Genomic DNA, 12,746 nt, shown 5'->3' with positions numbered 1-12,746 from the left:
GGCGTCGGCTCAGTCCTCCGCCAGGGCGGCGATGCGCGAGGGCAGGCCCCGCCAGACGTCCGGGGTGTAGAAGTGGCCGCCCGGCAGCACGTCGTGCCGGAAGGCGCCGGTCGACAGCTTGCGCCAGTGGTCGGCCACGTGCCGGTCGATGATGTCGTCGTCGGCGCCGGAGAGGATCTGCAGGGGCGTGCTCACCGTCGCGCCCTCGCGGTGGTAGAAGGTGTCGCGGACCCGGATGTCGGCGCGCATGAGCTCCAGGGCCATCTCCGCGAGGTCCGGATCGCCGAGTACGTGCTCCGGCAGGAGGCCGAACGCACGCATCCAGTCCATGAGCTGCTCGTCGGTGTCCTGCTGCGCGGGGAACATGTCCCGGACCGTCAGTCCAAGACTGGGCGCGTTCGCCGCGGAGACCACGAGGGCCTCGGGGGCACGCCCGCCGCGCTCCTCGATGCGGGAGGCGACGTCGAAGGCCATCCAGCCCCCCATGCTGTGCCCGAACAGCACATAGGGTCCTTCCACGGCGGCGACGACGGCCAGGGCGTCCTCGGCCAGGGCGTCCCAGTCCGCGGCGAAGTCCTCCATGAACCGGCCCTCCCGGCCGGGGTAGCAGACGGCGGCGAGGTCCACGCCGGGCGGCATGGCGTCCGCCCAGGGCAGGTACACCCCCGCGCCCCCGCCGCAGAACCCGAGGCAGACCAGTGTCCGCCGGGAGTCCGGCACCTGCCGGGGGCGGACCAGGGCCGTGTCGAGCAGCTGCATCTCTGTCCTCTTCTGCGATCTCGTGGGAAAGGGGAACGGGGGGCGGGCGGGAGAGGGGCCGGGGGATACGGGTCAGGTGCGGGCGGCAGCGGCAGGCCGGGGCATGGCCTCTATGTGCCCGGCGAGGTCCCGCAGCCGGGGATGGCGGTAGACCTCCTTGATCGAGAGCACCAGGCCGAGGTCCTTCTTGAGGCGGGCGACCACGCGCAGCGCCATGAGCGAGTGGCCGCCCAGGGCGAAGAAGTCGTCGTCCGCACTCACTTCCTCCCGGCCGAGGACCGCGGACCAGACCTCCGCGATGAGGGTCTCGAACTCGCCCTGCGGTGCGGTTCCGGCCGCCGCGGCGGCGCTCGTCTCCCGGGCCTCGGGCAGGGCGGCCGTGTCGAGCTTCCCGTTCGGGGTCAGCGGCAGCTCGGCAAGCAGCACATAGACGGAGGGCACCATATGGGCGGGCAGGACCCCGGCCGCGTGCTCGCGCAACCGCTCGGTGAGCGCGGTGGCGGCGGGCCCGTCGACGGGCTCCGCCGGCACGCAGTAGGCGACCAGCCGAGTACCGGCGGCGCCGCCGTCCCGTGGCAGCACGGCGGTCGTGGCGACGCCCGGGTGCGCGGACAACACCTGCTCGATCTCGCCCGGTTCGATCCGGAAGCCACGGATCTTGACCTGCCGGTCGACGCGGCCGAGGAACTCCAGATCACCCGCGGCCGTCAGCCTCGCCCGGTCGCCGGTGCGGTACATCCGGGCGCCGGGACCGCCGAGCGGGTCGGGCACGAAGCGGTCCGCGGTGAGCCCGGGCCGGTTCACGTAACCATGGGCCAGCCGTGGGCCGCCGATGAACACCTCGCCGGCGGCGCCGGGCGCCACCGGCCGCAGCTGCCCGTCCAGGAGGTGCACCCGGCCGCCGCCGGCGAGCGGGCGGCCGATGTGGGGCCGCTCGCCCGTGATCCGGGCGGCGGTGGCGTCGACGGTGCACTCGGTCGGCCCGTAGAGGTTCAGGGCTTCGAGTTCGCCCCGGTCACCGGCCGCGGCGAGTTCGCCCCATACGCGCGCGGGAACGGGCTCCCCGCCCATGAACAGCCGCAGCACGCGGCCGTCCGCACGCGGGGGCAGCAGCCGGGTGCGGAGCATCTCCCAGTGGGACGGGGTCAGGTCGAGGTCGGTGACGCCGTGCCGGTCGAGCAGGTCGACGAGCAGCTCGGGCTCCTTGCGGTGGTCGTCGTCCAGGACCACGACGGTGTCGCCCCGGCACACCCGCGCCCACTGCTGCACCGACGCGTCGAAGGAAGCGCTGGCGTTCCAGGCGACGACCCGCGGCTCGGCGTCGTACACGCCGGCCTCTTCGAGCGCCGAGACGAGCGAGGCCACGCCGCCCCGCGTCGCCTCCACGCCCTTCGGGGTGCCGGTCGAGCCCGAGGTGTAGATGACGTAGGCGGGGGCGAGGGCGGACACGTCCGGGTCCGCGCGCTCGGGGGACGGGCGGTCGGACCGCACCTCCACGGGGAGCACCTCCACGCCGGCGGGCAGGAACGCCGGGCCGGCCGGGGAGTCGTCCGCCGTCAGGAGCAACCGGATGCCCGCGTCCCCGGCCATGAACGCCAGCCGGTCCCGCGGGTAGGCGGGATCGAGCGGCACATAGGCGGCGCCCGTGCGCCACACCGCGAGCAGCGCCACGACGAGTCCTCTGCCGCGCGGCAGGCTCACCCCGACCCGGTCTCCCCGGCCGACGCCCCGGGAGCGGAGAGCCTCGGCCAGCCACCCGGTGGCCCGGTCGAGTTCGGCGAAGCTCAGCCCGCCGTCCACCGCCTGTACGGCGGTGCGGTCGGGGGCCTCGCGGACCGCCTGGTGGAAGCGGCTCAGCAGGTCGGCCGGCTGCCGGAGGGGATCGGCCATGGAACGGGCTCCTTCGAGAACGAGAGACGGCGGGAACGGCGGGTCGGGCGAGAACACGGCGGGCCTGGAACGGGGGAACGGGGGTCGGCCCGGCCGGACCCGGAGGGCCGGCCTCAGGGGGCGGGGCGGACGCCGGGGTGGCAGTCGGTGATCTCCACGGGGTCTCCCATGGCCACGACGATCCGGCGGTCGCCGCGGAAGGGGTCACGCCCGTGGGCGGTCAGGACGTTGTCGACGAGCAGCAGATCGCCGACCTGCCAGGGCGCCCGGACCGTGGCCCGGTCGTAGGCGTCCTGAATCAGGTCGAGCTCGTCCTTCGTGAGCGGATCGCCGTCACCGAAGGAGGTGTTGAACGGCAGCCCGTCCCGCCCGAACTCGTCGGTCAGCGCCTCCCGGAGCTCCTCGTCCAGGGACCACTCGTTCCAGAACGCGAGGTGGTTGAACCACACCTCCTCGCCCGTCGCGGGATGCCGGACGATCCCGGGCCGCAACTGGCTGGTGCGCAGATTGCCGTCCTCCTGCCACTGGTGGGAGACGAGGTTCTCCGCGCAGTAGCGTTCGACCTCGCTCCGGTCCTCGGTGGCGAACGCGGTCGTCCAGTGGGTGGAGATGTCGTCGGAGTAACTGCGCCGCAGCAGCCAGCCGGAGGTGCGCATCCGCTCGACCAGGGAGTCGGGCAGGAGACGCAGGACCTCGCGGCAGTCGGCGACCGGGGTGGCGCCGCCCTCGGACGGCGCGACCAGGCAGGCGAACATCAGCAGACCGGGGAAGGTCAGGGTGTAGCTGTTCTCGTTGTGCATCCGGATCGGCTGGGAGGGCGGCAGGTCCGTGGAGGAGTACACGCCGTTGCCGAAGTCGCTGCGCGGCGTGGCCTTCTCGCGGTACGGGGTGCGCTGCGGAAGGAGGACGTCCCGTACGGCGGCGAAGCCGTCGACGTCCGTGAGGGGCAGGCCCCGCAGGAGCACGGCACCGTGTTCGTGCAGGGCCCCCCGCAGTTCGCCGCGGACCGAGGTCAGCCATCGTTCCGCCTCGGCCAGGTCCGTCAGGCCGCCGATCGTCGCGAGGGCCGGCCGGCCGGGGGTGAACTCCCAGGCCGGCGAGGCGGTTCGGACCGTGCTTGCGCTGCTCACCGTGTGCTCCTTGTCTCAAGTCCGTGCTGAAGTCCGTACGCGCGTCCGCGGACGCGCACCCGTACGTGTCGTTCCGTGGCCGTCAGGGCAGCCGGACGACCTGGGCCGCCCAGGTGAGTCCGGCGCCGAAGCCGACGAGCAGGGCCGCGGCACCGCTGCCGACCGCACCCAGCTCACGCAGCCGGGAGACGGCCAGCGGGATGGACGCGGAAGAGGTGTTGCCGGAGTGCGTCACGTCACGCGCGACGGCGACCTCCGGCGGAAGGTCGAGGCGCTCGGCGAGGGCGTCGACGATCCGCAGGTTGGCCTGGTGCGGGACGAAGGCGTCGAGGCGGTCCAGCGTGATCCCGGCCGCCGCAGCGGCCCTTCCGGCGATGTCGGGGACGTCCTCGATCGCCCAGCGGAAGACCTCGGGTCCGGCCATCCGCATCGCGGGCCAGGCGGCACCGGGGGAGTCGCGGTACTGAGCCCAGGAGGCGTCGTGTGCGATCAGATCGCCGCGGCCGCCGTCGGAACCCCAGACGACCGGGCCGATCCCGTCCTCCTCGGGGCGGCCGGGGCCGATCACGACGGCTCCCGCCCCGTCCGCGAACAGGAACGCCGCGCCCGGATCGTGGGGGTCCACGATGTCGGTCATCTTCTCGGAGCCGATCATCAGGACGTGGCCGGCCGTGCCGTCCCTGACCATGGACGCGGCGAGGGCCAGGCCGTAACAGAAGCCCGAGCACGCGGCGTTCAGGTCGAAGGCGGCGGCCCGGCTGCCGATGCGGTGGGCCACCTCGGGAGCCGCGGCGGGGCTCTGCCGCAGATCCGACATCGAGGCGACCAGGACCGTGTCGATCTCGGCGGCGGTGACACCGGCGTCGGCCAGCGCCTTCCTGGACGCCTCCACGGCCATGTCGGCCACGGTCTCGTCGTGGTCCGCGTAACGGCGCTCGACGATTCCGGTGCGGCGCAGGATCCAGTCGGCCGTACGCCCGGTCCTCGCCGCCGTCTCGTCGTTGCCGACCACGCGCCGTGGCCGGTGGACACCGATGCCCAGGATCCGGGCTCCGCGCGCCTGGGTTAGCTGAGTGTGGGGAAGCATGCCGCACCTCGTGTGGTCGACAGTGGTGGGGCGGCCGACGGCCACGGGTGAGTGGCCGCCGGCGCCGCCGAGAAGCGTCGGACGCTCCCCTATACCGGCTCTATACGGCGGGTCGCCGGGTGTCGAGCCAGCCGCGGAGCGCCGCGAGGGCCCCGGTCTGGAAGCGGCTCTTGGCGCCCAGCCGGTGCGCCAGGCCTGCGGTGATGCGACGGGTCGTGCGGACGGAGATGCCCAGGCGCCGGGAGATCTGGTCGTCGGCGTGCCCCTGCGCCAGCAGGTCGAGGACGGCGTGTTCCTGCAGGGTGAGTCCGTCCTCGTCGCCCGGCCACGACGCTTCGTCCAGGGGCCGCGCGGCGCTCCACACCTGCTCGAAGAGCTCGCACAGCGCGCTGACGACGCCCTTGCTCCGGGTGACGAGAGCCCCCCGGTGGGTGGCGTCCGGATCATCAGGGATGATCGCCACCTCCCGGTCGTAGATCACCATGCGGGGCGGCAGGACGGCGGCGAAGCGGATGTGCGCACCGGAGTCGCCCAGCCAGCGCACGTACTCCATCGTGGGCCGGTCGTTCGCGATGCTCTCCAGGTAGACGCTGCGCATCCGCACCCCGCGGGCCAGGACGGACTCGTCCAGCGGCCGGCTCGCCTCCATGTTGGCCCGCGACTGCGCGCCGCCGGGCACGAAGGCGATGATCTCGGAGGAGCAGCACGCCGCCAGCGCCTCGATGCGCAGCCGTATCGCGTCGATCCCGCTGAGCCGTTCCGTGCCGGTGTCCTCCCGGGAGCGGCTGAACTCGGCGTACTGGGCGGCCAGGAGCTCCAGTTTCAGCCGGCTCGCCTCGATCTCCTCCTGCCGACGGCGCAGATCCGCCTCCTGGGTGGACAGCAGGAGCCCCAGACCGACCTCGGGTTCGACGGCGCGGTACTCGCCCGGGTCCTGCCAGGACGGCCGGATCAGCGAGAGGCGGTTCAGCTGGGTCATCGCGTTCCGCACCTGGGCGGCGGGCCGGTCGAGCCGCCACGCGATGGTCACGGCGCTGGCCGCCGGATCCTTGAGCATCTCCTCGTACACGGCCTGCGCGATGTCATCCAGCCCAAGTAAGTCGAACACTGTGCCCTCCCCGGAAGCACACGGCGACCGCCTGTCCCACGCACGGTCGCCCTCACAGGGACGACATCAGTCCTGGTCTCGACTGAGGAACGCCATCCCGATACCGTACTTGCTACACGAGTTGTGGACTCTACCCAAGGAACCGACCGGCGACGGAGCGGGAAGATCAACGCATGGCAAAGCTTTGATCCTTCTGCCAGGAGGGACCGACCGACGTAGAATCCGACCACCAGTTGGAGGTGTCCACGTGAACGAACCTGGCGCGACGGTCGGACTGCGTCTCGCCGACAAGCTCAACCACCTGTTCCACACGGTGACTCCAGGAGGCAGGCGCCCGTACAGCACGGAGGAGGTCGCCCGGAGCATCACCCTCAGCGGTGTGCCCATCTCGGCGAGCTACATCTGGCTGCTGCGCAAGGGACACCGGGACAATCCGACGCTCCGTCACGTCGAGGCGCTCGCCCAGTTCTTCGGCGTTCCCCCGAACTACTTCTTCGAGAGCGGCGCCGAGAACAAGCTGGCGGCGGACCTGCGGCTCATGGCCGCGCTCAAGGACACCGGGGTGCAGGCCATCGCCCTGCGCGCCTCCGGCCTGTCCGCGAAGAGCCTGGACTCCATCACCGAAGTGATCCAGCGGGTACGGGAGCTGGAAGGGCTGGCGGAATGCCCGGACGAGCCGTGCGAGGAGTGACGGCGCGCAGGCGGCGGGCACGCTGTGCGGCCCTCGTCCGCGGACTCGGGCTGCCGTCCCCGTACGGCATCCCCGATGTGTGCCGGCGGGTCACGGAGCGGACGGGACGGGCCATCCACCTGGAGGCGATGCCCTTCCCCGCCGACGGCCACTGCGGGGTGTGGGTCCGCACGTCCCAGGCGGACTACATCTTCTACGAGCAGAGGACCAGCCCGATCCATCAGCAGCACATCATCGGGCACGAGCTGGGGCACCTGCTGTGCCATGACGAGGAACGGCCGCGGGAGCCGGCCGCGAGCGACCGGACGGCGCGACTGCTGCTGCCGGAAATCGACCCGCGGACGATCACCCGCGTGCGGCGGCGGACCGCCTACACGGACGAGGAGGAGCAGGAGGCCGAGCTGATCGGCAGCCTGCTGCTCCAGGGCGCCAACCACCGGCCCCTGGACCCCGTCTGGGCGCCCACGGCCGAGACCGCCGTGCTCGTCGGCAGGCTGGAGCGGACGCTGCTGCCCCAGCACCTGGACACCCCCGAGGCGGCCGGTCCCGCGTGACGAGTCTGCTGCACCCGCTGTGCGCCCTGGTCGCCGTGGCGGCCCTGCTCTACAAGGCCGGTCCACTGCGGCGCGCCCCGGGCGACCCCGCTCTCTGGGCCCTGTGCGCCGTGCACGGCTTCTCCGCGCTCAGCTTCACCCTGTCCACCCCGACGGTCTGGCTGGCCGTCGACCGGCTCACCGGGATCGCCGACAGCGCGGCGCTGCTGGCCCAGAGCTCCGTGATGTGCCTGATCGCGGCGCAGTGCGTCCTGCTCGACCGGCTGCTCCTCCCGCCCGGACGGGCCCGGCGGAACCTGCTCCGCCATCTCCTCGTCCTCTGCGGGGTGCTGATCGTGCTGACCGCGCTCTTCGCCCGGTTGGACCTCTCGGGCGAACACCCCGGAGACTTCACCGTCCACTACGCGGGAGACGCCGACTACCAGCGCTACCTGCTGCTGTACAGCGTCGTGTTCATGGCCGGCGAGGTGCTGGTGTCGGTGCTCTGCCTGCGCTTCGCACGGCGGGTGAACCGGCTGTGGCTACGCCGCGGACTGTGCGTCACGGCGGTGGGGTCCGCGCTCTCGCTCGGATACGGGGCGGTCCGCCTCGCCAACGGGGTGTGCGGGTGCGTCGCGCAGAACCCCTCCTGGGCGGAGCGCGCCGCGTGGCTCTGCGGCGGCATCGGGGGACTGCTCGCCCAGACGGGGTGGACACTGCCCGGCTGGGGGCCGCTGCTCACCAGGGCCCGGCGCGCCGCGCACGACTACCGGCAGTACCAGCGCCTCCACCCGCTGTGGCTCGCGATGGTGCGGAGCAGGCCGGACATCACCCTGGAGGAGGGGCGGTACTCCCGGCTCTCGTCCCTCCTGACCGTACGGAACATAGAGTTCCGGCTCTACCGCAGGGCCATCGAGATCCGCGACGGACAACTGGCCCTGCGGGAGAGTCTCGACGCGGAGGTCGCCGAGCGGGCCGCCCGGCTCGGCAGAGCCACCGGTCTCGTCGGCGAGGAGCTGGCGGCCGGCGTCACGGCCGCCCAGCTCAAGGCCGCCCTGCACACCCGGCGTCTGGGCCTGCGGCCGGCGGTGCCCGACATGCTGAAGGCCGCCGACGGACCGTCGGCGGCCGATCTGAGCGCGGAGATCACCTGGCTGGTCAGAGTCGCGCGCGCCTACCGGGCGTGCCCGCTGCTCACCCCCGGATGAGACCGGGGGAGCGCGATCAGTCCGACATGGCCACCAGCACGCGGCGCGCCCCGGTGTACGCCCGTCGACCGTGGCCGACCAGGAGGTTGTCGATCAGCAGCAGATCGCCCTGACGCCAGTCGACGTCGACGGCCGCGGCGAGCCCCCGGTCGCGGATCTGGTGGACGTGGGCGGCCGGGATCGGGCTGCCGTCCGCGTAACTGACGGACTGCGGGAGCTCGTCGGCCGGCAGGACCTTGGCCAGCTCGGCGGCGGTCTCGTCGCCGAGACCCGCGGGGTGCCACTGGTCGGCCTGGTTGAACCAGACCTCCTCGCCGGTCAGCGGGTGCCGCACGGTCGAAGCCCGCTCCTGGGTCACCCGGAGCGCGTTCCCGCGCAGCCACTGCCAGCTCGCCCGCGTACCGGCGAGGAACTCCTCGACCTCGTCCCTGCTGTCGGTCTCGAAGGTGTCCTGCCAGCTCTTGCCGAGCCCGCGGCCGCCGTGCAGGTTCTGGGTGTACCGGACGCCGCCCGCGAAGGCCTCGCGGACCTCGTCGTCGAGGGAGTCCAGCCACAGCCGGCCGTCCACCACGGGAGTGGCGCCACCGGTCGCCGGGGCGACGGCGCAGTAGAAGAGCAGCCGGGCCGGCCACTGGTGGGCGTAGGACAGTTCGTTGTGCATGGAGATCACGTACTCGGCCGGGTACTCGGTCGAGGTGTAGACGTTCTTGCCGACCTTCGTGCGCGGGGAGTTGCCGTGCACGTACGCGAGCCGGTTGGGCAGCAGCCGGTCCATGACGGCGTCGAGCGCGCCCTCGGACACCTGGAAGCCCCGGAACACCAGAGCCTTCTCCTTGGCGAGAAGCTGCTCCAGATCGGTGAGCGAATCCAGATGGGCGACCAGCCCGTCGGCGTCCGCGGTGACCCCCGCGTCGGCCGGTCCGATCTCCAGCGGTTTCCATCCCTGACGGTGCTCCATAGAGACCGTGACCTCCCGGTGTGGCGGATCGTGCACTCCTGTCCCGCTCATCGTGCGGAAGGCGGCTATATTCCGGCCATACTCTCCGGTTCCCGGCATCGGCCCCTTGGTATAGAGGCCGTATAGGGCGGCGCCCGAGCATTCCCCGGAATCCTTTCCGGAAATTGCAGAGGAGCATCCCATGGCCGAAGAATTCTCCGACGACGCCCTCTACCGCGTGGTCCTCAACCACGAGGAGCAGTACTCCATCTGGTGGCTGGAGCGCGAACTGCCGGACGGCTGGCGCGCCGAGGGCACCGAAGGCACGCGCGAGCAGTGCCTGGCCCACATCGAGGAGGTGTGGACGGACATGCGGCCGCTGAGTCTGCGCCTGAGCATGGAGCGGTCCGCCGCCGCATGACCACTCCCACGACATCGGACCGCTCCGACCGCGCCGAACTGGTGGGCTGCTGGCTGCTGGCCGTCGCCCTGCTCGCGACCAGTTTCGGCGTGGTCTGGGACGTGCAGTGGCACGACGACGTCGGCCCGGACACCTTCTTCACCGCCCCCCACATGCTCATCTACGCCGCACCCACCCTGGCGGGCCTGACCGCCGTGGTGGTCGTGCTGATGCGCACCGGCGTCTGGCGCGCCGACCCGGACAGCGTCGCCGCCACCGGTCGCTCGGTCACCGTGCTGCGGGTCTTCCGGGCCCCCGTCGGATTCCTCGTCGCCGGCATCGGCGCGGCCGTCGAGCTGGTCTACGGAATGATCGACCTGTGGTGGCACACCGTGTACGGATTCGACGTCACCCTCAACTCCCCGCCCCACGTGGGCCTTTCCCTCGGCGGACTGACCATCTGCGTCGGCGCGGTCCTCGCGTTCGCCGCGCTCGGGAACCGGGCGGTCAGCCGCTGGGGGGTCGTCCTGTCCGTGGCGACCTCCCTGACCTCGATGATGTTCGCGCTCTTCTGGGCGCAGCCCTTCGAGGTGTCGGTGACCGCGGTCGCGCTGTTCGCCCTCCTGATGGTCGCCGGCGTGACGCGCGCCCCCGGCTGGATCGCGCTCACCGGACTGCTCTTCGGGGCACTGCACGCGATCGACTGGTTCTTCGCCCCCTGGATCACCCGGGTCTACGCCGAGAGCCTGGGCATGTCGCTGCGGGACAACATCTCGGGCGAGCCGACCCTGGCGTCGCTCTACCCCGTGGTGCTGCCGCTGATCGCGGTCCTCGTGGAAGTCGCCCTGGTCGTCCTGCGGCGCCGTGGAACCACCCCGAGGACCGGCGTCCCCGCGGTCAGCGCCGTCGCCGCCCTGGCGATGGTGCTGCTCTACACCCCGCAGCTGGGCAACGGCTTCTCGCCGCTCGCGATCCTGCTCGCGACGGTCCTGGGCACGGTCGCGGGTCCGCTGGGCTGGGCCGCGTCGAACGCCCTGCGCAGGCTGGGGCCGGGTGCGGGCGACCCGTCCCCGGCGGCGCCGGCCCCGGTGCCCGAGCCAGGGCTGCGGCCCGTGATGGAGGCCTGAACATGCGACGACACACCGGGCGGCCGGGCCGCCGTACGCGGAACCTGCGGCGCTCGCTCGCGGCGGTCGCGCTCGCGCTCCTGGCGGGGGTCCACGCGGCGCCCGCCGCCTCGGCCGCCGAGGTGCCCGCGGTGGTGCATTCCGAGCGGCTGCGGGCGGGGCCGTACGACATCGAGGTGTCCTTCACGGACTGGCCGCTGTATGCCGACCGTTCCCTGGACATGACGTTCCAGGCCGACCGGGGCATCAAGGGACGCACCGCGCGCCTGCACCTCATCTCGCCGTCGGGCGAGGACTACGGCAAGCGGGGCGCCGGCCTCGGGCGGGCGCTGCCCCGCTACACCCGCTCCCACGACCGCTGGGGGCTGGACGGCACGCTGCTGCCGGACGAGGGGACCTGGCGGTTCGACCTCGCGGTCGAGGGGCCCGAGGGCGCGGGCCGGGGCAGCCTGTCCGTCCCCGTGGGACCACGACCGGGACCGCCGATTCAGGCCAGCTGGGCGGTGGGGCTGCTTCCGGCCATCGCCGCGGTCCCGATCTGCCTCGCCCTGTGGTGGCGTGGTCGCGGCAGGCGTACGGCCGCGGTCTGGACGTGGGACTGAGCCGTACGAGGGCCCGAGAGCCGGCCCGGGTGGATCGAGGATCCCCCGGGCCGGCTCTTCGGTGTCTTCCCCGGCCCTACGAACCGCACGGCAGCGTCACCGTCAGAACGGTCGGCCCGCCGGCCGGGCTGCTCAGGGCGAACGTGCCGTCGGCGGACGCGACCCTCTTGGCGAGGCCGTCGAGCCCGGTTCCGCCCGCGGAGTCCGCGCCGCCGGCCCCGTCGTCCGAGACCAGTACCAGCAAGGTGTCGCCGACCCGGCCGACCGTGACCTCGGCGCGGGACGCCCCGGCGTGCTTGATCACGTTGGTGAGGGCTTCGGAGACGACGAAGTAGGCGACCGCCTCGACAGTGGGCGAGGGCCGTTCGGCCAGTTCGACGTTGAGCCGCACGGGCAGCGGAGCGCGCTCGGCGAGGCCGGAGAGCGCCGCGTCGAGCCCCCGGTCCTCGAGCACGGCCGGATGCAGCCCGCGCACCAGGTTGTTCAGCTCGGAGATGGCCTCCTTCGCCTCGCTGTGCGCCGCCTCGATCACCTTGCGGGCGTCCTCCGGGAGTTCGCCGAGCGTGGCCTTCGCCAGGCCGAGGTTGACGGCCATGGCGACCAGCCGCTGCTGGGCGCCGTCGTGCAGGTCCCGCTCGATGCGCCGGCGCTCGGCGTCGGCGGCCTCGACCATGCCGGCCCGGCTCTCGGTGAGGTTCTCCACCCGCCGCTCCAGGACCTCGGCCCGGGAGGGGCCGAGCAGCCCGGTGGCCGCGAAGGCGTCCAGCCGGGCCAGGCCGTGGCACACCCAGGTCGCCAGGGCGAGCACGGCGAGGCCGGCGCCCATGACATAGGCCGCCGTGACCGAGTAGCCGTGATGGGCGAGCCGCCACTGCAGCGGGAGCTGCCACACCCAGACGTACACCGTGGCGGCCACGAACCCCAGGACCCACAGGGCCAGGCCGACCGATGCCCCCAGCGCCGCCGCGGGGCCCGCCAGGAGGTGGTACTTCGCCTGACGCCGGCCGGTTCTCGGATCGTCGGCCGAGGTGTGCGGGATCTCCACGCCGAGCATGGAACGGAAGCGATATCGCTGCACCAGGGTCAGGACCGGCCTCATGGCGGGAACCAGTGCGCAGAAAAGGCCGACGAGTTGAAGCGGAATACCGACGGTCAGAAAAGTGAGGGTCTGCCACACCTTCCCTAACGGGCGCCGCAACCACTGGATCAGCCGGTGGAGGGATTGCATGAACAAAAGCTTAGCCTCGGCGGGAAGTTCGGGAAGTTCGGGAAGT

Annotated in this window: 13 protein-coding genes; 6 read left to right on the top strand and 7 right to left on the bottom strand. The window is 72.5% G+C overall.

The features are described 5' to 3' along the window. Positions 1-9 precede the first annotated feature (9 nt). The 5 genes from ABZ318_RS07290 to ABZ318_RS07270 all read right to left on the bottom strand — a co-directional run bounded on the left by ABZ318_RS07290 (position 10) and on the right by ABZ318_RS07270 (position 5,974). The gene (locus ABZ318_RS07290; RefSeq protein WP_356901514.1) at positions 10-759 is read right to left on the bottom strand and encodes an alpha/beta fold hydrolase; all 750 of its coding nucleotides are present in this window, start codon (positions 757-759) and stop codon (positions 10-12) included. Positions 760-831: 72 nt separating this feature from the next. After that, positions 832-2,649 (bottom strand): non-ribosomal peptide synthetase, encoded by a 1,818-nt coding sequence (locus tag ABZ318_RS07285; RefSeq protein ID WP_356901513.1) that lies wholly within the window; start codon positions 2,647-2,649, stop codon positions 832-834. Between the two features lie 113 nt (positions 2,650-2,762). Further along, complete coding sequence (locus tag ABZ318_RS07280; RefSeq protein WP_356901512.1) at positions 2,763-3,779, bottom strand: TauD/TfdA family dioxygenase; 1,017 nt, start codon at positions 3,777-3,779, stop codon at positions 2,763-2,765. A gap of 82 nt (positions 3,780-3,861) precedes the next feature. Then, the gene (locus tag ABZ318_RS07275; protein ID WP_356901511.1) at positions 3,862-4,866 is read right to left on the bottom strand and encodes a beta-ketoacyl-ACP synthase III; all 1,005 of its coding nucleotides are present in this window, start codon (positions 4,864-4,866) and stop codon (positions 3,862-3,864) included. Between the two features lie 100 nt (positions 4,867-4,966). Further along, positions 4,967-5,974 carry a LuxR C-terminal-related transcriptional regulator gene (locus ABZ318_RS07270; RefSeq protein WP_356901510.1) on the bottom strand — a complete coding sequence of 336 codons (1,008 nt, stop codon included), beginning with the start codon at positions 5,972-5,974 and terminating at the stop codon, positions 4,967-4,969. A gap of 247 nt (positions 5,975-6,221) precedes the next feature. On the opposite strand from ABZ318_RS07270, the gene ABZ318_RS07265 reads away from it, so the two are divergent. From ABZ318_RS07265 to ABZ318_RS07255, 3 genes are read left to right on the top strand one after another with little or no spacing between them, the layout of a single operon-like run. Further along, the gene (locus tag ABZ318_RS07265) at positions 6,222-6,665 is read left to right on the top strand and encodes a helix-turn-helix domain-containing protein (protein ID WP_356901509.1); all 444 of its coding nucleotides are present in this window, start codon (positions 6,222-6,224) and stop codon (positions 6,663-6,665) included. Next, positions 6,638-7,219 (top strand): ImmA/IrrE family metallo-endopeptidase, encoded by a 582-nt coding sequence (locus ABZ318_RS07260; RefSeq protein ID WP_356901508.1) that lies wholly within the window; start codon positions 6,638-6,640, stop codon positions 7,217-7,219. Before ABZ318_RS07265 ends, ABZ318_RS07260 begins: the two co-directional genes overlap by 28 nt. Then, entirely contained in the window at positions 7,216-8,406 is a 1,191-nt protein-coding gene (locus tag ABZ318_RS07255; protein WP_356901507.1) for an MAB_1171c family putative transporter, read from the top strand. The genes ABZ318_RS07260 and ABZ318_RS07255 overlap by 4 nt, the downstream gene beginning before the upstream one ends. Before the next feature lie 16 nt (positions 8,407-8,422). Here the strand turns inward: ABZ318_RS07255 and ABZ318_RS07250 are convergent, their stop codons facing one another. Beyond that, a complete protein-coding gene (locus ABZ318_RS07250) occupies positions 8,423-9,364 on the bottom strand; it encodes a TauD/TfdA family dioxygenase (protein WP_356901506.1) in 942 nt (313 codons plus the stop codon). 181 nt (positions 9,365-9,545) lie between these two features. On the opposite strand from ABZ318_RS07250, the gene ABZ318_RS07245 reads away from it, so the two are divergent. The 3 genes from ABZ318_RS07245 to ABZ318_RS07235 are packed head-to-tail and all read left to right on the top strand — an operon-like array spanning position 9,546 to position 11,472. Continuing rightward, positions 9,546-9,764, top strand: coding sequence for an MbtH family NRPS accessory protein (locus ABZ318_RS07245; protein ID WP_356901505.1), 219 nt, complete (start codon positions 9,546-9,548; stop codon positions 9,762-9,764). Then, positions 9,761-10,870, top strand: coding sequence for a hypothetical protein (locus tag ABZ318_RS07240; protein WP_356901504.1), 1,110 nt, complete (start codon positions 9,761-9,763; stop codon positions 10,868-10,870). Before ABZ318_RS07245 ends, ABZ318_RS07240 begins: the two co-directional genes overlap by 4 nt. A 2-nt stretch (positions 10,871-10,872) precedes the next feature. Continuing rightward, positions 10,873-11,472: a hypothetical protein gene (locus ABZ318_RS07235; RefSeq protein ID WP_356901503.1), complete on the top strand. Its 600-nt coding sequence runs from the start codon at positions 10,873-10,875 to the stop codon at positions 11,470-11,472. 76 nt (positions 11,473-11,548) lie between these two features. On the opposite strand, the gene ABZ318_RS07230 is transcribed toward ABZ318_RS07235, so the two are convergent. Further along, a complete protein-coding gene (locus tag ABZ318_RS07230) occupies positions 11,549-12,700 on the bottom strand; it encodes a histidine kinase (RefSeq protein ID WP_356901502.1) in 1,152 nt (383 codons plus the stop codon). Between the last annotated feature and the right edge of the window lie 46 nt (positions 12,701-12,746).

Origin of the sequence: Streptomyces sp. NPDC006197 (assembly GCF_040613865.1) — a bacterium.
GTDB lineage: Bacteria > Actinomycetota > Actinomycetes > Streptomycetales > Streptomycetaceae > Streptomyces.
The sequence above is the reverse complement of the archived record's forward strand: the minus strand, read 5'-3'. Positions and strand labels throughout refer to the sequence as shown.

What these genes read in the sequence shown, in the direction of transcription:
- ABZ318_RS07290 (WP_356901514.1), bottom strand. Translation starts at nt 759, where the DNA reads ATGCAGCTGCTCGACACGGCCCTGGTCCGCCCCCGGCAGGTGCCGGAC.
- ABZ318_RS07285 (WP_356901513.1), bottom strand. Translation starts at nt 2,649, where the DNA reads ATGGCCGATCCCCTCCGGCAGCCGGCCGACCTGCTGAGCCGCTTCCAC.
- ABZ318_RS07275 (WP_356901511.1), bottom strand. Translation starts at nt 4,866, where the DNA reads ATGCTTCCCCACACTCAGCTAACCCAGGCGCGCGGAGCCCGGATCCTG.
- ABZ318_RS07260 (WP_356901508.1), top strand. Translation starts at nt 6,638, where the DNA reads ATGCCCGGACGAGCCGTGCGAGGAGTGACGGCGCGCAGGCGGCGGGCA.
- ABZ318_RS07250 (WP_356901506.1), bottom strand. Translation starts at nt 9,364, where the DNA reads ATGGAGCACCGTCAGGGATGGAAACCGCTGGAGATCGGACCGGCCGAC.
- ABZ318_RS07245 (WP_356901505.1), top strand. Translation starts at nt 9,546, where the DNA reads ATGGCCGAAGAATTCTCCGACGACGCCCTCTACCGCGTGGTCCTCAAC.
- ABZ318_RS07240 (WP_356901504.1), top strand. Translation starts at nt 9,761, where the DNA reads ATGACCACTCCCACGACATCGGACCGCTCCGACCGCGCCGAACTGGTG.
- ABZ318_RS07235 (WP_356901503.1), top strand. Translation starts at nt 10,873, where the DNA reads ATGCGACGACACACCGGGCGGCCGGGCCGCCGTACGCGGAACCTGCGG.
- ABZ318_RS07230 (WP_356901502.1), bottom strand. Translation starts at nt 12,700, where the DNA reads ATGCAATCCCTCCACCGGCTGATCCAGTGGTTGCGGCGCCCGTTAGGG.